Source organism: Cupriavidus sp. WKF15 (assembly GCF_029278605.1).
In the GTDB taxonomy this organism is placed as follows: Bacteria; Pseudomonadota; Gammaproteobacteria; order Burkholderiales; family Burkholderiaceae; genus Cupriavidus.
Genome location: NZ_CP119573.1, coordinates 918,882 through 941,452, shown reverse-complemented (window position 1 = coordinate 941,452; position 22,571 = coordinate 918,882). Strand labels below are relative to the sequence as shown.

The following is a 22,571-nucleotide window of genomic DNA, read 5'->3' as shown; positions in this document are numbered from 1 at the left end:
CGCTAGCGCTGTCGCTACAGTTCGACGCTGCCGAACTCCGCCGAGCGCGTGCCCTCCACCGGGCGGTTGCTCGCGCCAAAGTAGGCGAACGCCACCGACAGCTTCACCGCATTCGAACTGTTCCGGCCCGCGGCATGGAACAGCCGGCTGTCGAAGAACAGCACGTCGCCGCGATGCAGCGCCAGCGATGCGGCGCCCTGCAACAGGGGCTGGCTGGCCGGGTGGGCTTCGATCAGGAACTCGGCCGGGTCGAGCTGGCCAGGCTCCAGCACCGCCCGGTGCGAGCCGGGGATGACGCGCAGGACGCCGTTGCTCTCGTCCTCGTCGCCCAGCGCCAGCCACACCGTCACCAGCTCCGGGCTGATAAACGACCAGTAGCGCGTATCGCGGTGCCAGCCGGTCTGGCTGCCGTAGTGCGGATGCTTGGTCATCACGCAGTTGTGATGCGCCAGCGTGATGCGCGCGGGTTCGCCGAGAAGGGCCTGCACCACGGCGGTCAGGCGCGGGTCGGTCGCCCAATCGCGAAACACCTGGTCGCGTCCGTAAGCCTGCCGCAGGCGCCTGACGGTACCGCCACCTGCGGCATCGCGATTGGCCGGCGCCCCCGGGTAGCCGAGGTCGGCCTCGAACTCGACGGGCGGGATGACCGCGGCCAGGTGGGTGCGCGTCACCGCCTCAAGCGCGGCGCAGGCCTGCTCGGGGGCAAAGCCCCGCAGGACGATGAAACCATCCTTGTGAAACGCCTCGGCCAGGCGCTGCAGCGCGGCGGGATCGGGTTCGGTGGAAGTGGCAGGCGGGAGGGAGACAGCGTCCAGCGGGGAGGTCATCGCGGCAGAGGGAGATTCAGGCCAAGGCACAGCCAATACGATGATGATGCCAGAACCCGGCGGACCTCGCCCGGCCTGGCGGGCGCATGCGGCCCTACATCGGCCGTCTTCGTGCGGAAACAGACTGTGCCGTGCAAGACGCACGCCGCTACAATGCGCGAATTCCCCTGTCTCCCAGCCCGAGGCCAACGTGACTGCTCGCCCCCGGATCGTCGCTACGCTCACCGAAGCCCAGACCCGGCTTGGCCGCATCGTGCTTGGCAAGCCGCGCCAGATTCGCCTGGCACTCGCGTGCATGCTGGCGCGCGGCCACCTGCTGCTGGAAGACCTGCCCGGCGTCGGCAAGACCACGCTGGCGCACGCGCTGGCCCGCACGCTGGGGCTTCAGTACCAGCGTGTCCAGTTCACGAGCGACCTGCTGCCCGCCGACCTGATCGGCGTTTCGGTGTTCGTGCGCGACTCGGGCGAGTTCCGCTTCCATCGCGGGCCGGTCTTCGCGCAGGTGGTGCTGGCCGACGAGATCAACCGTGCCCCGCCCAAGACCCAGAGTGCGTTGCTCGAAGCCATGGCCGAAGGCCAGGTCACGTATGACGGCGCCACCCACGCACTGCCATCGCCATTCTTCGTGATCGCCACGCAGAACCCGCTCGAACAGCTCGGCACGCACGCGCTGCCCGAGTCGCAACTGGACCGCTTCACCATGCGGCTGTCGCTGGGCTATCCCGACCCCGCGTTCGAACGCGTGCTGTACCTGGGCGGCTCCGCGCCGCCGCAGGACGAGCCGGTCATGGACGCCGCGCAGGTGCTGGCATTCCAGGATGCCGCGGCACAGGTCTATGCCAGCCCCGCGCTGGTCGATTACGTGCTGGCGCTGGTCCAGGCCACGCGCGCAAGCAGCGCCTTTGCGGCTGGGCTGTCGCCGCGCGCGGGCCTGGCGGTGCTGGCCTGCGCGCGGGCATGGGCGCTGCTGGAGCAACGCGAAATGGTGCTGCCCGAAGATGTGCAGGCGGTCTTCACCGCCGTGGCGGCGCACCGCCTGGCGCCCGTCGGCGCGCGAGCCGGCACAGACAGCCTGGCCGCGTTGCTGGCCAGTGTGCCCATTCCCTGACGGCCATGCCGCGCGATTTGTCCGCGGCAGCCCGCCATGCCGCGCTGCCGCAGGCCGGCGCCGGGCCGTATCGGCGCCGCTGGTTCCGGCCCCCGCGCGTGCCCGAGCAACGCGAGGTGCGGCTGGACCGCCGGCGCCTCTACATCTTGCCCACCCGAAGCGGCCTCAGTTTCGCGGTACTGCTGCTGGCGATGCTGCTGACCTCGCTGAACTACAACCTCAGCCTCGGCTTCGGGCTGACGTTCCTGCTGGCAGGCATCGGCATGGCGTGCATGTGGACGGCGTATCGGAACCTGCTCGACCTGTCCGTCACCGCCGATCCCAATGCTCCCGCGCAAGAGGCCTTCGCCGGGCAGGACGCGGCCTTCACGCTGCGCTTGTCGAACGCTGACGCGCAGGCCCGCATCGGCATTGAAGCCAGCGTAGTGGCCATGCCCGGGGTCGCGGCCCCCGGTATCACGCTGGACGCCGCCAGCGACGGCACCCTGACGTTGCTCGTACCGGCCGTGCAGCGCGGCTGGCTGCGCCTGCCACGCATCACGCTCTCCAGCCGCTTTCCGTTCGGGCTGCTGCGGGTCTGGGGCTATGCAGAACTGGGCCTGTCTGTGCTGGTCTTCCCGGCGCCAGAGTCCGCCGCACCGCCGCTGCCCCCGATGGCAGCCCTGGACCCTGGCGAAGACGGCAATACCAGCGGCCACGTCACTGACGAAGGCATCGACCAGCTTCGCAAGTACCGCTGCGGCGACCCGCTGCACCGCATTGCCTGGAAGCACAGTGCGCGCACCGGCCGCTGGATGAGCCGCGCGGGAGATTCACCGGCGCGGCCGACACGCTGGTTGGACTGGCGCGCCCTGCCACCGGGCATGCCGGCCGAGGCCCGGCTGTCCCGGCTATGTGCCTGGCTGCTCGCGGCAAGCGATGAAACGGAAGTCGGCCTGCGCCTGCCCGGCGTGGACATCCGGCCCGGACACGGCGCGGGCCATCGCCGCGCCTGCCTGGAAGCCCTGGCACTGTGGCGCGCGCCACATGGCGCAAGCGCAGGCCCGGCATGAGCACGCAGGCGCGGCCGCTGGCGCACCGGGATCACGGCGTCCTGCTCGGCCAGCTCGCGCTGGTCCTCGCGCCGCAGGCGCGTACGCTGCCTGTGGCGGTCAGCCTGCTGCTGCTCGCGCTGCTGGGCTGGCGCTGGCTGCTATGGCACAGGCAAGCACCGCTGCCATCCAGGGTGGTGCTGGGCGTGGCGGCCGTGCTGGTGCTGGGCCTCGCCGCCGCGCTGATCTGGCAGGACGGCGGCGGCACCATGCGCGACCTGGCCGTCGCCCTGCTGGGCGCCTTTGTCGTGCTCAAGCTGTTGGAATGCCATAGCCTTGCGGACGCGACCCTGGTCGCGCAGCTGTCGTTCTACCTGTTGCTGACGCTGTACCTGTCCGACCAGCCATTCTGGCTGGCACTGTATAGCGTGGCGATCGGGACGTGGGTGCTGCGCAACTGGCTGCTGCTGCATCACCCTGAAGCGCGTGGCCGGCTGGCGATCTGGCCGCTGCTGGGCCGCATGGCGCTGATCGGCCTGCCGTGGACACTCTTGCTGTTCGTGCTGTTTCCACGACTGGAACATCCGCTGTGGCGCCTGCCGGAATCGGCGCCGGCGACGCGGACCGGCATCAGCAATGTGATGCGGCCGGGAAGCGTCGGGCAACTCGTACGCTCGCCGGAAATCGCGCTGCGCGCCGAGATCGACGGCAATGCGCTGCCCGCGGGTGCCCTCTACTGGCGGGCTCTGGTGTTGTGGCAGTTCGACGGCGCAAGCTGGCTGCCCGTCGCGCAACGCCAGCAGGCGATGTTACCTGCCGCCCCACCGCAGGCCGAGTCGCAGCAGGCCGGCAGCGTCGACTACACCATCACGCTGGAGCCAAGCCAGCAGCGCTGGCTGTTCGCGCTGGACCGCGGCGTGGCGGTGTCATCGAACGTCAACGCCCGGGTCTCCGCGGATGGCGAGTATTTCCTGGACATGCCGGTGGAGCAACGCATCCGCTACCGGGCGCGCTCCACCCTTGGATCCTCGCCAGAACCCCTGTCCGCGCGCACGCGGGCACTGGCCCTGAGCCTGCCGCCGGGCAACCCGCGCGCACGCGAACTGGCCGCGCAATGGGCCGGCAGCTATGCCGAACCGCTGCAGCGCGTGCAGGCAGCCCTGCACCTGTTCGCCTCGGCGCCGTTCGGCTATACGCTTCGGCCACCGCCGCTGGGCGCGGAACAGATCGACAGCTTCCTGTTCGAGACGCATCGCGGATTCTGCGAACACTATGCCAGCAGCTTCGTCTTCCTGATGCGCGCGGCGGGCGTGCCGGCACGGGTAGTGGCCGGCTACCTGGGCGGCGAGTACAATCCGATCGGACGCCACTACATCGTGCGGCAGGCCGACGCCCACGCCTGGGCCGAGGTCTGGCTGGAAGGGCGCGGCTGGGTGCGCGTCGATCCAACCAGCGCAGTGGCCCCCAGCCGCGTCGAACAGGGGCTCGATGCGGCACTGGGCGGCCGGGATTCCGCTGTCTGGTCAGCGGGCCAGGAAGCCGGCTGGTTGCGCAACCTGCGCTGGGCCTACGACGGGCTGACCTACACCTGGCAGCGCTGGATCCTGCAGTACGACCGCGGCCAGCAAGAGCGGCTGTTCGGCGACTGGCTGCCGGGCATCAGCCTCGCTCAACTTCTCGCATACGGACTGGCCGCGCTCAGCCTGCTGGCACTGCTGCCGCTATGGCTGCTACGCCGGCGGAAGGACCCGGTCGACGCGTGCTATGCGAAGGTGTGCCGCATGCTGGCGCGCCATGGCTTCGAGCGCGGCGCGGCCGAGGGTCCGCAGGCCTTCGCCGAACGCGTCGCGGCCGGGCTGCCCCACGCGGCACCGGCAATCCATGCATTCATCGCCAACTATATCGGCCTGCGCTACGGTGCGATGCCGGAAGCACGCCGGGCGGCGGCAGTCGCGAACCTGCGCGCAGGCTCGCGCCGCGTATCGTCCAGCCTTCGCATAGGGCACGGGCGGCGCACCGCCGCCGGCGAGATTCATTCCGTTTGATATAATTTCATTTGTAATTATCTCGAACGAAATCACCTGGGCTGGCAAGCCGGCATCCGGGTGATCCGCACCATGTCCTTTGAGCAACGTATCGAACGTTTCAGCGCGGCCCACCCGGATGCTCCGCGCGACCTGATCCTGGCGTCGCGCCTGCTGCTTCGCACCGCGCGCCTGCTGCGCGATCACATCAACCGGACGCTGGCGCCGTTCGATCTCGACATGAGCCAGTACCTGGTCCTGAGCATGCTCGCCGTCGACGAGGGGCAGCCCAGCATGCCGTCCGAACTTGGCGCGACCATAGACGCCACGCGCACGCAGATGACCCGGCTGCTCGATGGCCTGGAAGCGCGCGGTCTCGTGCATCGCCGGGCCTCCGCGCAGGATCGCCGCGCGCTGGAACTGACGCTCACCCCGACCGGTCGGCGCCTGCTCGAGCGCGCCCTGCCGCTGGTGCACGCGGCTTATGCCGAAGCCTGGGCGCCGGTAGGCGAAAGCGGCCTGGCCGCGAGCACCCGCGTGCTGAACCGCCTGCACCAGAGCCTGCAAGCCCTGCAGCCATGAACCCGGAATCTCGCTGGCAACCGCTCTGGCAGCTGCGCCTGGGCATGCGCTGGCTGCGGTGGCTCAGCCACCGGCAGCGCCAGACGCTGCTGATGATGCTGCTGGCGCTCGCCACCGGCGTGGAATTTCTCGAGAACATCATGTTCGTGTTCGCGTCGAGCCACATCATGGGCGGCATCGACGCGGATCCTCGCAGCTTCGCGCTGGCGCAGGCGGCCTATGCCGTCGGCAGCATGCTCATGATCCTCCAGCAGCAATGGCTGTCGCGCCGCTTCGGCTACCGCTACTACCTGACCGGCGCGCTGCTGGTCTTCATGGCCGGCACGCTGGGCGCCGCCACCAGCCATTCTCTCGCGCAACTCGTGGGCGCCCGTTTCGTGCAGGGATTTGGCGGCGGCGCGCTGTTCACGAGTTGCCGCATCCTGGTCGCGGTCCTGTTCGGCCCGGCAGACCGGCCGCGCGCGAGCCGCATCTTCATGACGGGCATCTTCACGGCGAGCGCGCTGGGACCGGCATTCGCGGCAGAACTGGTGGACAACGGCGTCTGGCAGGACGTGTTCTATGGCGCGCTGCCGTTTGCCGCGCTCGCCACCCTCGGCGCCTGGGTACTGCTGCCCGATGCGGAGCCGCGCCGGCCGGCCCCAAGCCCAACGCTCGGCCCGCTGCTGCTGTTTGGCGCGGCCATTGTCACGCTACAGGCCGCCATGACCGAGGCCCGCTTCGACATCTTTTCCCACCCGATACGGCTGGCGCTGATAGCCGCCGCCGGCCTGGGCCTGCTGGCCGCGTTCCTGTTGCATCAGTGGCACCATGAGGCGCCGGTGCTGCACCTGCGGGCACTACATAATCCCGTCTACCTCGCCGGCATCGGGATGTACTTCGTGTACTACATGATCAACAACCTCAGTGCCTACGTGTTTCCGATCTACGCCGAGCAGGCGCTGCGGATTCCGCTTGCCACCACCGGATGGCTCAATACCTTTGCCGCGCTGGTGAGCCTGACTGGGGTCATGGTCTACCTGCGATACGCATCGCGGTTGACGCGCAAGAAGCCGCTGATGGTGACCGGGCTCCTGCTGATGGCCGCCACCGCATGGTGGTTCTCTCGCATGCCGCCGGACGCGGGGCCGCCCGCGCTGGCCTGGGGCCTCGTCGGCAAGGGCCTGTTCGGCGTGATGGTCATCATCCCCATCGCTGGCCTGACATTCCGCTCACTGAGCGGAGAAGAATTCGCGCACGGATACCGAAGCAAGAACCTGATGCGGCAGATCGCCAGCTCGTTTGCGTCGGCCATCGGTGCCGTGTTGCTGCAGAACCGGCAGTTCGCCGTGCATGACAGCCTGGTGCACGCGCTCGGGCAACGGACAGCGGAAACCCAGCTATGGATGCAGTCGGTACAGGCCGCTTTGGCCGCTCGTGGCCTGGATGACGCGCAGGCACACCATGGCGCGCTGGTTCAGCTTGGCGGTCTGCTGGAACAACAGTCCCTTCTGATTGCTTGCGAGGATCTCTACCGCCTGATTGCGGTGCTGGCGCTGACCGCTGCGGTGTACATGCTGCTGCAGCGCCGTCTGGACTGACGCGCTACGTGGGACGGTGCCATCGACGTGGCCACCGGAGGAAAATCAGAAGTCAGAACAACGAAAGCTGGCGCATGCCGAAGCCAATGGTCTCTTCCACGCGCGCACGCGCATGGACCAGCGACCCTTCAGCGCCCGAGTAATTGCCGGCCGCCCAGTGATAAACCACCGGCACGTCGCCGCGGTCGGACAGGCGAACCTCGCCTAGCTTCTCGCCACGCTCGTTGCGGTAGAAGTGCGAACGGTAGCCGCGCTCCCAGTGCGGGGGCGCTTCCTTCTTGCGCCGCCGGGGGCTCGGCGCAGATTGAGCGGTCGGCGTAATGCGCCGCGCTCTCTCGGGACCCGGTGTAATGGCTCGGGTGAAATCCAACTGCATAGACTTCCTTGTTCTGTCGATTGAGCAGGAACCAGGGTCGGCGGGCCGTGCCGCCGCATGCTTCGTGCATCGCAGTCGAGATCATACCTGCTGTCGCGCTTTCTGTAAGCCCTTCCTTGCGCGGAAACCGGCTTCCGGCAAGGGTTCGCGGGTCGTATACGCAGTTCGTATACGGTGCGTATACCGTCGGTAAACGTCGCCGTATACCCCCGGTATACGGCGACCCAAAGACCCGGAAGCCTTGCCGGTAAACGCTTGCGAGGCGTCAGCCGAGGTCGAGCGGAATGAAGATGCGCGCCTCGTCGCGCTGTACCAGCAGTGCTACCTGCTTGCCGGACTTGGCCACCAGGGCACGCAGCTGATCCGCCGAAGCGATCGGCGTGCCGTTGAGCGACAGAATCACGTCGCCCGGCTGGATGCCCACGCGCGCGGCCGGACCGGCTACGTCTTCCACGACGAGCCCGCCCTCAATTCCGCTCTGGCGCTTCTCCGCGGGCGTCAGCGCCCGCACGGCCAGTCCGAGCCGCCCACCGGCCTGGTTGTCGCCGCCCTTCTGCGCGACCACCTCGTCCTTGGCGGCGCCTACCTTCACCGACAGCGTCATGGGCTGGCCCTTGCGGATGACCTTCACCGTCGTGTCGGTGCCCGGCTTGATATCGGCAACATGCTCCGGCAGATCGCCCGAGTGGTCGATGACCTCATTGTCGAGCTGCACGATGACATCGCCGGGCTTGAGGCCGGCTTTCGCCGCAGGGCTGTCGGGCTCGACCGAATTGACCAACGCGCCCGATGGCTTGGGCAGGCCGAACGATTGCGCCAGCGCCTGGTTGACTTCCTGCACCGAGATGCCGAGGCGGCCGCGCGTGACCTTGCCATGCGCGACCAGTTGCTGCTCGACCTTGGTCGCCACGTTGATCGGAATGGCGAACGAAAGACCCTGGTAGCCGCCGGTCTGGCTATAGATCTGCGAGTTGATACCGATCACCTCGCCACGCTGGTTGAACAGCGGGCCGCCGGAATTGCCCGGGTTCACGGCAACGTCGGTCTGGATGAACGGGACGTAGGTGTCGTCAGGCAGCGAGCGCGATTTGGCGCTGACAATGCCCGCCGTCACGGTGTTCTCGAATCCGTAGGGCGAGCCGATGGCCAGCACGGGCTCGCCGACCTTCACACGCGACGGATCGCCCAGCCGGACTACGGGCAGGTCCTTGGCATCGATACGGATGACCGCCACGTCGGTCTGCTGATCAGTGCCAAGCACCTTGGCCTTGAACTCGCGACGGTCGGTCAGCTTCACGGTGACCTCCTGCGCGCCGTCCACCACGTGGGCATTGGTCAGGATCAGCCCGTCAGGACTGACGATAAAGCCCGAGCCCAGGCCCTTTACCAGTTGCTGCCCGCCTTGCGGACCCTGGAACTGCGGCCCGAACCGCTTGAAGAACTGGAACAGGGGATCATCGGGATCCATTCCCGGTGGCGTCTGCATCGCGGTGCGTTGCGCACGTGCGGTAACGCTGATGTTGACCACGGCCGGCCCGTACTGATCGACAATGCCGGAGAAGTCCATCGGCGTGGCTACGGCGACGGACTGCGCCGGCGCGGCCGCGGCGGCAGGCGTGGACGCGGCGTACCCCGGCGTGATGACTTCCTTCTGCAAGTAGGCATAGCCACCACCGATTGCGGCAAGCGCGGCAAAACCAATGGCGGTACGTGCGATGGTCTGGCGAATCATGGAATCTCCTTTCCCAGAAATACTCATGCGCCGCTGCAGGTAGCGATGTGGCGCGACAGGTTGATGCTAACCAGCGAGACTTAAGACATCCTTAAAGCCACGGCAGCCTCATTCATCACTTTCTGCCAAGCTTGAAATTTATCTTGCACACAATTAAATTGTGTCTAATATATCGACATGGAAGACACGATCACTGACCCGAAAGAAGACTGGCTGCTGCTGGACCGGCAGCTGTGCTTCGCGCTGTACTCGACATCGCTGGCGATGACCAAAGTCTACAAGCCAATGCTGGATGAGCTTGGACTCACTTATCCGCAATATCTGGTGATGCTGGTGCTGTGGGAGCATGAAACGCTCACGGTATCCGAGCTTGGTACGCGCCTCGCGCTGGATTCCGGTACGCTGACGCCCCTGCTCAAACGGCTGGAAAGCGCGGGACGGGTGAGCCGCACGCGTGATGCCGCGGACGAGCGCCGCGTGATCGTGGCCTTGACCGAAGCCGGCCGCAACTTGCGGCAGGCGGCGGCCGGCATTCCGGAAAAATTGTTGTGCGCCACGCAGTGCCGGATCGATGAGATCCAGTCACTGACGCAGCGCCTGCATGCGTTGCGGTCGTCGCTGGAACAGGCGCGCACCGATTCCTGAGCAGCCGCGTGAGGCGAATGCTCATCTGCCCTGACGGGCCACACTACCCTGGAGCTCTCATGAAACTCGAAAAAGTCCTCTATACCGCCCATGCCACCGCCACCGGTGGTCGCGATGGCCGTGCCGTCACGTCCGATGGCCAACTCGACACCAAGCTGGCGCTTCCGAAGGAAATGGGCGGAAAGGGCGACGGCCTGAATCCAGAGCAGCTGTTTGCGGCCGGATACTCGGCCTGCTTCATTGGGGCAATGCGCCATGTGGCCGCACAGCAGAAGATCGTGCTGCCGGCAGACACATCCATCGAAGGCTCTGTTGGCATCGGCCCTATTCCTCAGGGTTTCGGCATCCAGGCCGAACTGAAGATCTCGGTCCCGGGCTTCGAGCGCGAAGCCGTGGAAAAGCTGGTCGAGCAGGCACACCAGGTTTGCCCGTACTCGAATGCTACGCGCGGAAATATCGAAGTGACGTTGACGGTGGTTTGATCAGCGGAAGCTGACAATCCAAAAAGGCGTGCGCCCTTGCGGCGTACGCCTTTTTTCTTTCATGACTCTGGTTGGTCCAGCGTCGCACAAAATGCGATCTTTTGCGCGGAACTCATACGCTTCGTGGCCAGTTCCGCCTTCAGCGCCTCTGATTTCGACGAGAAGGAAATCTGTCCCAGCACCCGCAGCGGCTTGCGCGATCGCGTATATTTCGCGCCTTTTCCGACCAGATGCTGCGCGAAGCGGCGTGCCACGTCGGTGGTGATGCCGGTGTAGATCGAGCCGCCCGTGCATTCGAGCAGATAGAGGTACCACGGGCGCTCAATGGACATGAATGCAGAATCGGGATGAGATCAATGAGATCTTACGGCCAGTCAAACGGCCGCGAAAGTAGGTCTGGGATCTTCACCGAGCGAGACCCAAAAAGCAAAAACCCCTCGCAGCACACGCTGTCGAGGGGTTTTGCATTGTAAGAGCCTGGCGATGACCTACTTTCACACGGGTAATCCGCACTATCATCGGCGCGGAGTCGTTTCACGGACCTGTTCGGGATGGGAAGGGGTGGTTCCAACTCGCTATGGTCACCAGGCATAAGGGGTTGTGGCGCTGACAGGTGGGTCAGCGTCACCAATTCGGGATGTAGTCTTTGTAGTCTTCGGGTTGTGCTGTATCGGCACAAGGCGATTTTCCACTCACCAGGCTAAAACACACTGGTTATAGGATCAAGCCTTACGGGCAATTAGTACTGGTTAGCTTAACGCATTACTGCGCTTCCACACCCAGCCTATCAACGTCCTGGTCTCGAACGACCCTTCAAGGCGGTCAAGCCGCCAGGGAATCCTCATCTTCAGGCGAGTTTCCCGCTTAGATGCTTTCAGCGGTTATCTCTTCCGTACATAGCTACCCTGCGATGCCTCTGGCGAGACAACAGGTACACCAGCGGTACGTCCACTCCGGTCCTCTCGTACTAGGAGCAGCCCCCGTCAAGATTCCAACGCCCACGGCAGATAGGGACCAAACTGTCTCACGACGTTTTAAACCCAGCTCACGTACCTCTTTAAATGGCGAACAGCCATACCCTTGGGACCGGCTACAGCCCCAGGATGAGATGAGCCGACATCGAGGTGCCAAACACCGCCGTCGATATGAACTCTTGGGCGGTATCAGCCTGTTATCCCCAGAGTACCTTTTATCCGTTGAGCGATGGCCCTTCCATTCAGAACCACCGGATCACTATGTCCTGCTTTCGCACCTGCTCGACTTGTCGGTCTCGCAGTTAAGCACGCTTTTGCCATTGCACTTTAGGTACGATGTCCGACCGTACCAAGCGTACCTTCGAACTCCTCCGTTACACTTTGGGAGGAGACCGCCCCAGTCAAACTGCCTACCATGCACTGTCCCCGACCCGGATTCACGGGCCAAGGTTAGAACCTCAAACAAACCAGGGTGGTATTTCAAGGACGGCTCCACGTGAACTAGCGTCCACGCTTCAAAGCCTCCCACCTATCCTACACAGATCGGTTCAAAGTCCAATGCAAAGCTACAGTAAAGGTTCATGGGGTCTTTCCGTCTAGCCGCGGGGAGATTGCATCATCACAAACACTTCAACTTCGCTGAGTCTCGGGAGGAGACAGTGTGGCCATCGTTACGCCATTCGTGCAGGTCGGAACTTACCCGACAAGGAATTTCGCTACCTTAGGACCGTTATAGTTACGGCCGCCGTTTACCGGGACTTCAATCAAGAGCTTGCACCCCATCATTTAATCTTCCGGCACCGGGCAGGCGTCACACCCTATACGTCCACTTTCGTGTTTGCAGAGTGCTGTGTTTTTATTAAACAGTCGCAGCCACCATTTTATTGCAACCCCTTCACCCTTCTGGCGCAGGCCAGTCAAGCTACCAGGGCGTACCTTATCCCGAAGTTACGGTACCAATTTGCCGAGTTCCTTCTCCCGAGTTCTCTCAAGCGCCTTAGAATACTCATCTCGCCCACCTGTGTCGGTTTGCGGTACGGTCTCGTATGACTGAAGCTTAGAGGCTTTTCTTGGAACCACTTCCAATTGCTTCGCAGCATAAAGCCGCTCGCCCCATAGCCTTGAATTGCGCGCCCGGATTTGCCTAAGCGCCTTCTCCACTACAGGGACCGGGACTTCCAACACCCGGACAACCTTCCGCGATCCGTCCCCCCATCGCATCATACGACGGTGCAGGAATATTAACCTGCTTCCCATCAGCTACGCATCTCTGCCTCGCCTTAGGGGCCGACTCACCCTACGCCGATGAACGTTGCGTAGGAAACCTTGGGCTTACGGCGAGGGGGCCTTTCACCCCCTTTATCGCTACTCATGTCAGCATTCGCACTTCCGATACCTCCAGCATCCTTTACAAGACACCTTCACAGGCTTACGGAACGCTCTCCTACCACGCACATTGCTGTGCGTCCGCAGCTTCGGTGACTGGCTTAGCCCCGTTACATCTTCCGCGCAGGACGACTCGATCAGTGAGCTATTACGCTTTCTTTAAAGGGTGGCTGCTTCTAAGCCAACCTCCTGACTGTTTTAGCCTTCCCACTTCGTTTCCCACTTAGCCAATCTTGGGGACCTTAGCTGGCGGTCTGGGTTGTTTCCCTCTTGACACCGGACGTTAGCACCCGATGTCTGTCTCCCGTGATTGCACTCTTCGGTATTCGGAGTTTGCTATGGCGGGGTAATCAGCAATAGACCCCCCAACCATGACAGTGCTCTACCCCCGAAGGTGACACACGAGGCACTACCTAAATAGTTTTCGGAGAGAACCAGCTATTTCCAGATTTGTTTAGCCTTTCACCCCTATCCACAGCTCATCCCCTAACTTTTCAACGTTAGTGGGTTCGGTCCTCCAGTACGTGTTACCGCACCTTCAACCTGGCCATGGATAGATCATCTGGTTTCGGGTCTACACCCAGCGACTCATCGCCCTGTTCGGACTCGCTTTCGCTACGCCTGCCCTAATCGGTTAAGCTCGCCACTGAATGTAAGTCGCTGACCCATTATACAAAAGGTACGCCGTCACCCGTTTCCAGGCTCCGACTGTTTGTATGCATGCGGTTTCAGGATCTATTTCACTCCCCTCCCGGGGTTCTTTTCGCCTTTCCCTCACGGTACTGGTTCACTATCGGTCGATCACGAGTATTTAGCCTTGGAGGATGGTCCCCCCATCTTCAGACAGGATTTCACGTGTCCCGCCCTACTTGTCGTACACCTAGTTCCACAACGCTGTTTTCGCATACAGGGCTATCACCTGCTATGGCCGGGCTTTCCATCCCGTTCTGCTAACAACACTGCTAAAGAGTACAAGGCTCTTCCCATTTCGTTCGCCACTACTTTGGGAATCTCGGTTGATTTCTGTTCCTGCAGCTACTTAGATGTTTCAGTTCGCCGCGTTCGCTTCGCTGACCTATGTATTCAGCCAGCGATGACCCATACGGGCCGGGTTTCCCCATTCGGACATCTCCGGATCAAAGCTCGTTTGCCAGCTCCCCGAAGCTTTTCGCAGGCTACCGCGTCCTTCATCGCCTGTGATCGCCAAGGCATCCACCACATGCACTTGTTCGCTTGACCCTATAACGAGTGTGTCTCAGTGAGACCTTCGCTACAGGTGAGTTCTCGCATTTGTGCCGTATTCCAAGTCATCTTTCGATCACTTAAATACTTTGGTTGATACAATCACAACCCGGTATCGCGTTGGTACTGCAGCGTCTCATCAACGCTCGCGCGACACCTTTACTACATCCCATATTGTTAAAGAACAGCCGATCTTGCGATCGCTTGGCAATGCCAAAGGGAAGCACTCAGTGAATGCTTTCCTTTGACCACCAAATCCAGGGTATCCGTGCTCACTCGGCAGAGTGATGGTGGAGGATGACGGGATCGAACCGACGACCCCCTGCTTGCAAAGCAGGTGCTCTCCCAGCTGAGCTAATCCCCCTCGGATAACTTGGTGGGTCTGGTAGGACTTGAACCTACGACCCCCGCCTTATCAAGACGGTGCTCTAACCACCTGAGCTACAGACCCTTGGCTGTAACAGCAAACAAACCGATAAGTGTGGACACTGGACACGCAGAACGCGCGCCTCTGGAAAGGAGGTGATCCAGCCGCACCTTCCGATACGGCTACCTTGTTACGACTTCACCCCAGTCATGAACCCTGCCGTGGTAATCGCCCTCCTTGCGGTTAGGCTAACTACTTCTGGCAAAACCCACTCCCATGGTGTGACGGGCGGTGTGTACAAGACCCGGGAACGTATTCACCGCGGCATGCTGATCCGCGATTACTAGCGATTCCAGCTTCACGTAGTCGAGTTGCAGACTACGATCCGGACTACGATGCGTTTTCTGGGATTAGCTCCCCCTCGCGGGTTGGCAACCCTCTGTACGCACCATTGTATGACGTGTGAAGCCCTACCCATAAGGGCCATGAGGACTTGACGTCATCCCCACCTTCCTCCGGTTTGTCACCGGCAGTCTCTCTAGAGTGCTCTTGCGTAGCAACTAGAGACAAGGGTTGCGCTCGTTGCGGGACTTAACCCAACATCTCACGACACGAGCTGACGACAGCCATGCAGCACCTGTGTCCACTTTCCCTTTCGGGCACCTAATGCATCTCTGCTTCGTTAGTGGCATGTCAAGGGTAGGTAAGGTTTTTCGCGTTGCATCGAATTAATCCACATCATCCACCGCTTGTGCGGGTCCCCGTCAATTCCTTTGAGTTTTAATCTTGCGACCGTACTCCCCAGGCGGTCAACTTCACGCGTTAGCTACGTTACTGAAGAAATGAATCCCCAACAACTAGTTGACATCGTTTAGGGCGTGGACTACCAGGGTATCTAATCCTGTTTGCTCCCCACGCTTTCGTGCATGAGCGTCAGTCACGTCCCAGGGGGCTGCCTTCGCCATCGGTATTCCTCCACATCTCTACGCATTTCACTGCTACACGTGGAATTCTACCCCCCTCTGACGCACTCTAGCCTGACAGTCACAAGCGCCATTCCCAGGTTAAGCCCGGGGATTTCACGCCTGTCTTATCAAACCGCCTGCGCACGCTTTACGCCCAGTAATTCCGATTAACGCTCGCACCCTACGTATTACCGCGGCTGCTGGCACGTAGTTAGCCGGTGCTTATTCTTCCGGTACCGTCATCCCCCCGCCGTATTAGGGCAGAGGATTTCTTTCCGGACAAAAGTGCTTTACAACCCGAAGGCCTTCTTCACACACGCGGCATTGCTGGATCAGGGTTGCCCCCATTGTCCAAAATTCCCCACTGCTGCCTCCCGTAGGAGTCTGGGCCGTGTCTCAGTCCCAGTGTGGCTGATCGTCCTCTCAGACCAGCTACTGATCGTCGCCTTGGTGGGCCTTTACCCCACCAACTAGCTAATCAGACATCGGCCGCTCCTATCGCGCGAGGCCTTACGGTCCCCCGCTTTCACCCTCGGGTCGTATGCGGTATTAGCTAATCTTTCGACTAGTTATCCCCCACGACAGGGCACGTTCCGATGTATTACTCACCCGTTCGCCACTCGCCGCCAGGCCGAAGCCCGCGCTGCCGTTCGACTTGCATGTGTAAGGCATGCCGCCAGCGTTCAATCTGAGCCAGGATCAAACTCTTCAGTTCAATCTCTGTGTGGACCCGAAGGTCCTCGCTCTTTCGAGCGGTCGCTCACTCTCAGAAAACTGACTGACCAGATCCGAAAATCCAGTCACGTTTTGCTGTGCGAGCACTGATAACTTTTGAAACTCCGAAGTCCGAAGACCTCGTGCGTCCGCTACCCAGCGCCCACACTTATCGGTTGTTTGATTGTTAAAGAACTTCGCCGCCGGCTTTGCCGTTCAGCGCGCTGCGTTGTCAGCAGCAGAGAAGGAAAATTATGCAGAACTTTCTTCGCTTCGTCAACCAGGGTCAGCAATCTTTTTTGCTTCGGTTCGCTGCGCCAACTGCGCGCTGCCGAACCACCCGATCGACCCGCAACCCTTGCTGCGTCTGCCTTGCAGCGCCGCGTTGTGTTGCGAGGGGGCGAATACTACGCCAGCCGCTCAGCCTTGGCAAGTCGTCTGGCGAAATAATTCGGCGAGCTCGAAAAGTGCTTTTTGAGTATCACGAAGATCGGGCCGCAGGAGGCTGTATAGAATCCTTACTCCCGGGCCGCACTCCGGCCCTTATCAAGGATGAGGACGTTCGATGACTATCCAAGCGACATGGCAGCCGAGCCAGGGCAGCACTATCTGTAATCTGACCAACGGCAACGCGAACTGGCAGGCTGACCTGGATGCTTCCGCCGGCGGCAGCCCGCAGTACCCGAGCCCGCATGACCTGCTGGACTCGGCACTTGCCGCCTGCACCGTACTCACGCTCCAGCTTTATGCCAAGCGCAAGAACTATGAGGTGGAATCCATTCATGCGTCCGTCACCCACGAGGAAGCCAACGGTCGCTATGCGATGAAGCGCGAAGTCCGTGTCACTGGCAAGCTCGATGCCAGGATTCTTGACGACCTGCTGCGCGTGGCCAACAAGTGCCCGGTGCATAAATCATTGTCGGCAGAGATCGTCATCGACACGACGCTCTCCAGCTGATTGCGTCATCGTCCTGACCCACACCACGCGGTACGGTAGCAAGCGAGCCATCCGGCAAGGCGGCGCAAACGGCAGATGACCGACAGCGTCGCCTTTGTTCGCTGCCCCACCAAGCTCATGGCTACGAGCGGCTAAATCGGCATATTGTTCTTTGTCGGTGCCCGGCCACACGTCTTACCATGAAGAAAAAAGAAGAAGGCAGCACCTTTATCGCTGTGGAGCGGGGACACCTTGACGAATTTCATCGAAGAGTATTGCGCCCAGATCCGGCGCACGGGAGCCACGGGCCTGATCGCCAAACCCATTCTGGTCGAGCAGGACGGCACATACACGATGACGTACGTGCCGCACGAGCATCTCAATCCGGGCGCACGCCTGGTACTGGTCAGCACGACGCCCGGGCATACCCATATCCGGCTCGCCGCCACGGTGACCGAGGAGTTGCTGCAGGCGCGCACGCCCGGCCGCGTGATCCAGCGTGAAAACAAGCGCCGCGTGGAACTCGGCGGACAACTGATCCGGCCCAACCTGATTCGGATGCTTGACCATTTCCGCGCGCCGGAACTGGTGGGACTGCCTCATGCCGCTGCGCTGTGGAATGAGGGCTTCGACCAGTTCCAGCCACTGGCCCTTCTACCGTTTGCCACGACGCGCCGCGGACTCGCCTTCGGTGGCACGCTCGAAGACCTGCTTGCAACGCCCATGCTGCGCGCAACTTTCGAAACCCACTTCCTCGGCGCTATCCGGCAGATGCGCCCGGACGCGCTATACATTGCGCTCGGTCGTACCGCGTGGTCAGGGCTGCGGCACGCGGCAAGCCGGCGCCTGCTGGCCAGGCACCAGTTGCTGGGGATGATGCCAGTGCCCGCACGCGCCGGAAACATGGTGCGCTACTTCCTGCGCGAGATTCCCGCATGCGACCTCTCGCCCAACGACCCTGTCCGGCATCGCATCGACTGGCTCGATGCAGCCCACGCAGAACTGATGGCGAACGTGCAGAAGCAGCGTGACGCCAATAGGCCTCCGACAGGCCCCCACTACCTGACTGCATGACCGGAATACGAGCCAGGGCAACCTCCCTACCAAAGAGGGGTCTACCTGCGCGCCGTTGCGCCGATAACGCCTCTTGAGGAAACTGACCTCCTCGCATTCCCGATTAGCGGCCCCTGTGCGGGCCGCGATTTTTTTGCAGGCTGCGTGCAGCATCGCGCCAGTTCGCACCGCCAGTCGCACAAGCGCGATGGCAGCGGCCACCACGTCGCGCGCCCACTCGCAGATGGTTCGGGGCATGGCCCAGCGCGCCAACGGAAAGCGCCCCATCTCATTACAATGCAGCCATGCCCAGCTATCGGAGTGCTTCCTCCATGCCGACCTCGTCAATCTGGCGCGCGCACAGGCATGCGGTAGCGCTGCTGCGCAGCTTGCTATGTGGCGCCGCGCTGCTGGCAACCCCGGCGTTGCCCGCGCAGGGCGACCAGCCTGGCATCGCATTCTCGGCACTGCGTCCGGGCGCCGAGTTGCCGCCTGACTGGAAGAACCTGCCGGTCATCCACGGCAAGACCATGACCCGCTACAGCCTGGTGGCGGATGGCAATACGACCGTCCTGCAAGCCGACGCAAGCGCTTCGGCCTCGGCGCTGATGCACGAGGGCAATATCGATCTGAGCCGCACCCCGGTCGCCACCTGGCGCTGGAAGGCGCAAGCCCCCATCGAAGGCGCCAACAACAGTGAAGGCCGCAAGGAGGATGCCCCCGCGAGGCTGGTGTTCTTCTTCGACGGCGACAAGCACAAGCTCTCGTTCGGCGAACGCGCCAGCATGCAGCTGGCCAAGCGCCTGGGCGGCGAAGACCTGCCCTATGCCACGCTGATGTATATCTGGTCGACCACGGCGGCGCCCGGCAGCGTCATTCCCAATCCGCACACAGGCCGCGTGCAGATGATCGTGGTCTCGGGCCGGCCCGGCGACGCGGGCCAGTGGCAGACCCTGCGCCGCAATGTCGCGCAGGACTACGAACAGGTGTTCCACGAACCGCCCGGCAAGATCACCGGCTACGGCCTGCTCACGGATACCGACAACACCGGCACCGCCACGCGTGCCTGGTATGGCGACCTGCGCTTCCTGCCCGCACCGTAGGCACTATGCGTGCGGCGGCGTGACGGCCACGCTCGCCCTCAGTGCTCCAAGGACCTGCTCCATCAGCCCCGCGCCATCCTCGTCGGCCGCGCCCATGGCCTGCTGCACGCTGACCACTTTGTCGGCATCGTAGTGTCGGCCGGTACCGGCCTCAGCCTCGAAGTCATTGGCACGCTGCGTGATCGAGACCGGGTCCGCGCTGACGAGCAGCACCGCATGCGCCAGCACCAGATGGCGCTGGCCATCCGGCGCCTGCGCGGCAGCGGGCGCGCGGCGCCAGTACTGGGCCGTTCCGGCGATCTTGCGCGCCTGACCCGGCGGGCCCCAGGCAAGGTTGAAACGCCCGTCGCAGAACGAGCCGTTCACGGCCTGCCAGTGGGTCTCCACGCCAAGCGTACGCAGCGCTCGCCCGACGACCTCGCACAGATGCAGGTACACCGCCTCGCTCAGCGCGCCGGGTGGCCCGTCCACGCTGTACGCCAGGCTCAGGTTCAGGATGCCCGGCCCTTGCGGCACCAGCCCGCCGCCCGACATGCGCAGCCAGACCGGGCAGCCGCGTCGCGCGAACCTGTCGCGCGCGGCTTCGAACCGCTCGTATCGCAGGTAGCTGCGCGGCACCACCAGTGAAACCGGAGCCTCCCACAACTGGGCGGCCTGGCTGCCTTGCGCGGCAAGATCCAGCAGCGCAAGTTCGGCCTGCAGCGGGTCGTCCTCGGAAGGATGGGGTTCGATGAACGCAAATGTCATGGGATTCGACCTGGCGCAGTGATCTGCCACACGATAGCAGGCGGCCGCGCCAGACATGACACTATGCGTTCAGTGCATCGAAGTAGGCCAGCGCCTTTGACGCATACATGGCGCCAGGCCCGCCCCCCATCTCGATATTGATGGCGAGCACTTCCGCAAGCTGCTCCCGCGTGGCGTGATGGCGCACGGCCTGGCTGGTGTGGAACAGCACGCAATCGTCGCAGCCCTTCTGCACGGCCAGCGCAACGGCAACCAGTTCCTTGACGGCAGCGGGCAGGCTGCCCTCCTGCGTCGCGGACTTCATCAGCCCCTGGAAGGCGCTCATCGCGGCAGGCTGCGCCTGGCCGAGCGCCGAAAACTGGCGGTTGATCTGGCTGAGCCGGTTCTTGAGGTCAGTGGTCATGGCAATACGGTGTTAGTAGCGCGCAACGGAGCCGCTCGCGTATGACACACGGGCTCGTCACGCTATCCATAAAGAGAAGGATGGCGCGGACGGTGCTGCAACTTCCCGTCCGCGCCATGGCCCTCAGCCGGCCAGGTGCTTGCGCAGCAGCGCGTTGAAATCGCTGGCCTTTTCCATCTGGCTCATGTGCCCGGCATCGTCGAACACCTTCACCGTAGCGCCGGCCGGCGCGTTCTGCGCGTGCGCGCTGGGAATGATCCGGTCCTGCGCGCCCCAGACCACCAGCGTGCGCTTGCCGGTATCGGCCAGCCGCTGCCCTGGCTGTTCGCGCTGGCGGCCCTGCGCGAACAGGCTGTCGCCGAGCGCCGACAGCGATTCCTGCACGCCGTCGAGCCGCTTGTAACGCAGCAGGTCGTCCAGCATCTGCCGGCTGACCAGGTCCGGGTTGGCGAACAGCAGCTCGATCACGGGCTTGAGCTCGCGCCGCGACTGCGCGCTGACAAAGCCCTCGGTATAGCCGTTGTTGATCTCGTCGCCCATGCCCGCCGGCGAAACCAGCGCCACCGACAGCACGCGCTGCGGCGCATCCACGGCAAGCTGCGCGGCGATGCCGCCGCCCATGGAATGGCCCACTACGTGCGCTGCGTCGATACCTGCCGCGTCCAGGAAGCGTGCTACAAAGCCGGCCATCTCCGCCAGCGTCGTGCCCGCGAGCCGCGGCGACGTCTGTCCGTGACCGGGCAGGTCAAGCGCCACCACGGTGTACGCATCGGCGAAGGCGTCGAGGTTGAACAGCCAGTTGTCCAGATCACCGCCAAATCCGTGGAGGAAGAGCACGGCCTGCTCCGCGTCACCCTTGCGGGCGTAGCGGACGCGGATGCCGTCGACGTCGACATACTGGTACGCAGGTCCGGCCTCCTCCTCGTCGCCGTCGTCCGCCGGCGTTTCGTAAGCCGCAATATAGGCATCGATTTCCGCATCGCTCACCTCCGCTGACGCCAGCACGCCAAGCAAGGCCTTGACCGGCAGCACGTCCCCCACCCCAGCGACCTTGCGGCGCAGGGTGCCGGCGTCGGGCGCCTCGACGGCATTGGCGATCTTGTCGGTTTCCACATCGAGGATCGGCATGCCCACCGAGATCTGGGCACCTTCGTCGACGAGCCAGGCATTGACGGTGCCTTCCTTCATCGACAGGCCCCACTTGGGCATCACGATCGGGGTTATTGCCGCGGCCATCAGTGCTTACCTCCCTTCATGGTCTTGCGCACCGCCTCCACGACATGCGCGGCGCTGGGGATATACAGGTCTTCCAGCGTCGGCGAAAACGGCACCGGCGTATGCGGCGGGCAGACCATCTCGATGCCGGCCTTGAGCGCGCCGAACGCCTGCTGCGCCACCTGCGCCGAAATGTCGGTCGCGATATTGCAGCGCGGGCTGGCCTCATCCACCACCACCAGCCGCCCGGTGTTCTCGACCGATTCGAGCACCGTGTCCATGTCCAGCGGCGACAGCGTGCGCAGGTCGATGACTTCGGCTTCCACGCCCTCCTTCGCCAGCGTTGCCGCGGCCTCCAGCGCACGGTGCACCATCAGCCCGTACGCGACGATGGTCACGTCCTTGCCGTCCCGCGCGATATTGGCCTCGCCAAACGGGATGGTGTAGGCGCCCTCCGGCACGTCGCCTTCGAGCCCGTACAGGTTCTTGTGCTCGCAGAAGATCACGGGGTCGTTGTCGCGGATGGCCTGGATCAGCAGCCCCTTGGTGTCATACGGCGTGGACGGGCACACCACCTTGAGGCCCGGGATATGCGTGAACAGCGGCGTCAGCATCTGGCTGTGCTGCGCGGCCGCGCGGAAGCCCGCACCGACCATGGCGCGGATCACCACCGGTGTCTCGGCCTTGCCGCCAAACATGTAGCGGAACTTGGCGGCCTGGTTGAAGATCTGGTCGAAGCACACGCCCATGAAGTCGATGAACATCAGTTCGGCGATGGGCCGCATGCCGCAGGCCGCCGCGCCAATGGCCGCCCCCACGTAGGCCGATTCGGACAGCGGTGTATCGAGCAGCCGGTCGCCATGCTTGGCGTACAGGCCCTTGGTCACGCCCAGCACGCCGCCCCAGGCGTCCTTCTCGCCGTCCGCGCCGGCGCCGCCGACGATATCCTCGCCCAGCATGATCACACTGGGGTCACGCGTCATTTCCTGGTCGATCGCCTCGTTGATCGCCAGCTTGATGCTCAGTTTGCGAGCCATGTTCTGTCTCCTGATGATTGGGTAGCTGTGTCGGGTTGGCA

The 22,571-nt window shown here is 63.3% G+C and carries 18 protein-coding genes, 2 tRNA genes and 3 rRNA genes; 10 read left to right on the top strand and 13 right to left on the bottom strand.

The genetic code is table 11. The features are described 5' to 3' along the window. Positions 1 to 14: 14 nt before the first annotated feature. Positions 15 to 827, bottom strand: coding sequence for a phytanoyl-CoA dioxygenase family protein (locus tag CupriaWKF_RS21620; protein WP_276102793.1), 813 nt, complete (start codon positions 825 to 827; stop codon positions 15 to 17). A gap of 190 nt (positions 828 to 1,017) precedes the next feature. Between CupriaWKF_RS21620 and CupriaWKF_RS21615 the strand changes: the two genes are divergently transcribed. The 5 genes from CupriaWKF_RS21615 (at position 1,018) to CupriaWKF_RS21595 (ending at position 7,152) form a co-directional block, all read left to right on the top strand. Further along, complete coding sequence (locus CupriaWKF_RS21615; protein ID WP_276102792.1) at positions 1,018 to 1,935, top strand: MoxR family ATPase; 918 nt, start codon at positions 1,018 to 1,020, stop codon at positions 1,933 to 1,935. Between the two features lie 5 nt (positions 1,936 to 1,940). Next, on the top strand, positions 1,941 to 2,987 hold the full coding sequence (locus CupriaWKF_RS21610) for a DUF58 domain-containing protein (protein ID WP_276102791.1): 1,047 nt from the start codon (positions 1,941 to 1,943) through the stop codon (positions 2,985 to 2,987). After that, positions 2,984 to 5,011, top strand: a complete 2,028-nt coding sequence (locus tag CupriaWKF_RS21605; protein WP_276102790.1) for a DUF3488 and DUF4129 domain-containing transglutaminase family protein — start codon at positions 2,984 to 2,986, stop codon at positions 5,009 to 5,011. The genes CupriaWKF_RS21610 and CupriaWKF_RS21605 overlap by 4 nt, the downstream gene beginning before the upstream one ends. 72 nt (positions 5,012 to 5,083) lie before the next feature. Continuing rightward, complete coding sequence (locus CupriaWKF_RS21600) at positions 5,084 to 5,572, top strand: MarR family transcriptional regulator (RefSeq protein WP_276102789.1); 489 nt, start codon at positions 5,084 to 5,086, stop codon at positions 5,570 to 5,572. Then, complete coding sequence (locus CupriaWKF_RS21595) at positions 5,569 to 7,152, top strand: MFS transporter (RefSeq protein ID WP_276102788.1); 1,584 nt, start codon at positions 5,569 to 5,571, stop codon at positions 7,150 to 7,152. Before CupriaWKF_RS21600 ends, CupriaWKF_RS21595 begins: the two co-directional genes overlap by 4 nt. A 52-nt stretch (positions 7,153 to 7,204) precedes the next feature. Here the strand turns inward: CupriaWKF_RS21595 and CupriaWKF_RS21590 are convergent, their stop codons facing one another. Both CupriaWKF_RS21590 and CupriaWKF_RS21585 read right to left on the bottom strand, forming a co-directional pair. Then, positions 7,205 to 7,528 (bottom strand): hypothetical protein, encoded by a 324-nt coding sequence (locus CupriaWKF_RS21590; protein WP_276102787.1) that lies wholly within the window; start codon positions 7,526 to 7,528, stop codon positions 7,205 to 7,207. Positions 7,529 to 7,793: 265 nt separating this feature from the next. Beyond that, positions 7,794 to 9,260 carry a DegQ family serine endoprotease gene (locus CupriaWKF_RS21585; RefSeq protein ID WP_276102786.1) on the bottom strand — a complete coding sequence of 489 codons (1,467 nt, stop codon included), beginning with the start codon at positions 9,258 to 9,260 and terminating at the stop codon, positions 7,794 to 7,796. 177 nt (positions 9,261 to 9,437) lie between these two features. Between CupriaWKF_RS21585 and CupriaWKF_RS21580 the strand changes: the two genes are divergently transcribed. After that, complete coding sequence (locus CupriaWKF_RS21580; protein ID WP_276102785.1) at positions 9,438 to 9,905, top strand: MarR family transcriptional regulator; 468 nt, start codon at positions 9,438 to 9,440, stop codon at positions 9,903 to 9,905. Between the two features lie 59 nt (positions 9,906 to 9,964). Beyond that, positions 9,965 to 10,387 (top strand): organic hydroperoxide resistance protein, encoded by a 423-nt coding sequence (locus tag CupriaWKF_RS21575; RefSeq protein WP_276102784.1) that lies wholly within the window; start codon positions 9,965 to 9,967, stop codon positions 10,385 to 10,387. A gap of 59 nt (positions 10,388 to 10,446) precedes the next feature. Here the strand turns inward: CupriaWKF_RS21575 and CupriaWKF_RS21570 are convergent, their stop codons facing one another. The 6 genes from CupriaWKF_RS21570 to CupriaWKF_RS21545 all read right to left on the bottom strand — a co-directional run bounded on the left by CupriaWKF_RS21570 (position 10,447) and on the right by CupriaWKF_RS21545 (position 16,036). Beyond that, positions 10,447 to 10,719 carry a GIY-YIG nuclease family protein gene (locus tag CupriaWKF_RS21570; RefSeq protein ID WP_276102783.1) on the bottom strand — a complete coding sequence of 91 codons (273 nt, stop codon included), beginning with the start codon at positions 10,717 to 10,719 and terminating at the stop codon, positions 10,447 to 10,449. Between the two features lie 143 nt (positions 10,720 to 10,862). Then, a 5S ribosomal RNA gene (rrf, locus tag CupriaWKF_RS21565) occupies positions 10,863 to 10,976 on the bottom strand. 129 nt (positions 10,977 to 11,105) lie between these two features. Beyond that, positions 11,106 to 13,986 (bottom strand): 23S ribosomal RNA (locus CupriaWKF_RS21560). Between the two features lie 291 nt (positions 13,987 to 14,277). Next, positions 14,278 to 14,353, bottom strand: a tRNA-Ala gene (locus tag CupriaWKF_RS21555). 10 nt (positions 14,354 to 14,363) lie between these two features. Then, positions 14,364 to 14,440, bottom strand: a tRNA-Ile gene (locus CupriaWKF_RS21550). Positions 14,441 to 14,504: 64 nt separating this feature from the next. Beyond that, positions 14,505 to 16,036 (bottom strand): 16S ribosomal RNA (locus tag CupriaWKF_RS21545). The 16S, 23S and 5S rRNA genes sit together here with 2 tRNA genes alongside, the layout of an rRNA operon. Before the next feature lie 564 nt (positions 16,037 to 16,600). On the opposite strand from CupriaWKF_RS21545, the gene CupriaWKF_RS21540 reads away from it, so the two are divergent. The 3 genes from CupriaWKF_RS21540 to CupriaWKF_RS21530 all read left to right on the top strand — a co-directional run bounded on the left by CupriaWKF_RS21540 (position 16,601) and on the right by CupriaWKF_RS21530 (position 19,128). After that, positions 16,601 to 16,993 (top strand): OsmC family protein, encoded by a 393-nt coding sequence (locus tag CupriaWKF_RS21540; RefSeq protein WP_276102782.1) that lies wholly within the window; start codon positions 16,601 to 16,603, stop codon positions 16,991 to 16,993. 231 nt (positions 16,994 to 17,224) lie between these two features. After that, positions 17,225 to 18,046: a hypothetical protein gene (locus CupriaWKF_RS21535; RefSeq protein WP_276102781.1), complete on the top strand. Its 822-nt coding sequence runs from the start codon at positions 17,225 to 17,227 to the stop codon at positions 18,044 to 18,046. Positions 18,047 to 18,357: 311 nt separating this feature from the next. Continuing rightward, positions 18,358 to 19,128: a DUF3047 domain-containing protein gene (locus tag CupriaWKF_RS21530; protein WP_276102780.1), complete on the top strand. Its 771-nt coding sequence runs from the start codon at positions 18,358 to 18,360 to the stop codon at positions 19,126 to 19,128. Positions 19,129 to 19,131: 3 nt separating this feature from the next. On the opposite strand, the gene CupriaWKF_RS21525 is transcribed toward CupriaWKF_RS21530, so the two are convergent. The 4 genes from CupriaWKF_RS21525 to CupriaWKF_RS21510 form a co-directional block, all read right to left on the bottom strand. Beyond that, entirely contained in the window at positions 19,132 to 19,875 is a 744-nt protein-coding gene (locus tag CupriaWKF_RS21525; RefSeq protein WP_276102779.1) for a lipoate--protein ligase family protein, read from the bottom strand. A gap of 61 nt (positions 19,876 to 19,936) precedes the next feature. After that, positions 19,937 to 20,278, bottom strand: coding sequence for a carboxymuconolactone decarboxylase family protein (locus CupriaWKF_RS21520; RefSeq protein ID WP_276102778.1), 342 nt, complete (start codon positions 20,276 to 20,278; stop codon positions 19,937 to 19,939). A gap of 123 nt (positions 20,279 to 20,401) precedes the next feature. Beyond that, a complete protein-coding gene (locus CupriaWKF_RS21515; protein ID WP_276102777.1) occupies positions 20,402 to 21,514 on the bottom strand; it encodes an acetoin dehydrogenase dihydrolipoyllysine-residue acetyltransferase subunit in 1,113 nt (370 codons plus the stop codon). Further along, the gene (locus CupriaWKF_RS21510; RefSeq protein ID WP_276102776.1) at positions 21,514 to 22,530 is read right to left on the bottom strand and encodes an alpha-ketoacid dehydrogenase subunit beta; all 1,017 of its coding nucleotides are present in this window, start codon (positions 22,528 to 22,530) and stop codon (positions 21,514 to 21,516) included. The genes CupriaWKF_RS21515 and CupriaWKF_RS21510 overlap by 1 nt, the downstream gene beginning before the upstream one ends. Positions 22,531 to 22,571: the final 41 nt, after the last annotated feature.

Excerpts from the sequence above, each read along its gene's own strand:
- CupriaWKF_RS21620 (WP_276102793.1), bottom strand. The coding sequence starts at position 827 with ATGACCTCCCCGCTGGACGCTGTCTCCCTCCCGCCTGCCACTTCCACC.
- CupriaWKF_RS21610 (WP_276102791.1), top strand. The coding sequence starts at position 1,941 with ATGCCGCGCGATTTGTCCGCGGCAGCCCGCCATGCCGCGCTGCCGCAG.
- CupriaWKF_RS21605 (WP_276102790.1), top strand. The coding sequence starts at position 2,984 with ATGAGCACGCAGGCGCGGCCGCTGGCGCACCGGGATCACGGCGTCCTG.
- CupriaWKF_RS21600 (WP_276102789.1), top strand. The coding sequence starts at position 5,084 with ATGTCCTTTGAGCAACGTATCGAACGTTTCAGCGCGGCCCACCCGGAT.
- CupriaWKF_RS21595 (WP_276102788.1), top strand. The coding sequence starts at position 5,569 with ATGAACCCGGAATCTCGCTGGCAACCGCTCTGGCAGCTGCGCCTGGGC.
- CupriaWKF_RS21590 (WP_276102787.1), bottom strand. The coding sequence starts at position 7,528 with ATGCAGTTGGATTTCACCCGAGCCATTACACCGGGTCCCGAGAGAGCG.
- CupriaWKF_RS21585 (WP_276102786.1), bottom strand. The coding sequence starts at position 9,260 with ATGATTCGCCAGACCATCGCACGTACCGCCATTGGTTTTGCCGCGCTT.
- CupriaWKF_RS21580 (WP_276102785.1), top strand. The coding sequence starts at position 9,438 with ATGGAAGACACGATCACTGACCCGAAAGAAGACTGGCTGCTGCTGGAC.
- CupriaWKF_RS21575 (WP_276102784.1), top strand. The coding sequence starts at position 9,965 with ATGAAACTCGAAAAAGTCCTCTATACCGCCCATGCCACCGCCACCGGT.
- CupriaWKF_RS21570 (WP_276102783.1), bottom strand. The coding sequence starts at position 10,719 with ATGTCCATTGAGCGCCCGTGGTACCTCTATCTGCTCGAATGCACGGGC.
- CupriaWKF_RS21540 (WP_276102782.1), top strand. The coding sequence starts at position 16,601 with ATGACTATCCAAGCGACATGGCAGCCGAGCCAGGGCAGCACTATCTGT.
- CupriaWKF_RS21530 (WP_276102780.1), top strand. The coding sequence starts at position 18,358 with ATGCCGACCTCGTCAATCTGGCGCGCGCACAGGCATGCGGTAGCGCTG.
- CupriaWKF_RS21525 (WP_276102779.1), bottom strand. The coding sequence starts at position 19,875 with ATGACATTTGCGTTCATCGAACCCCATCCTTCCGAGGACGACCCGCTG.
- CupriaWKF_RS21520 (WP_276102778.1), bottom strand. The coding sequence starts at position 20,278 with ATGACCACTGACCTCAAGAACCGGCTCAGCCAGATCAACCGCCAGTTT.
- CupriaWKF_RS21515 (WP_276102777.1), bottom strand. The coding sequence starts at position 21,514 with ATGGCCGCGGCAATAACCCCGATCGTGATGCCCAAGTGGGGCCTGTCG.
- CupriaWKF_RS21510 (WP_276102776.1), bottom strand. The coding sequence starts at position 22,530 with ATGGCTCGCAAACTGAGCATCAAGCTGGCGATCAACGAGGCGATCGAC.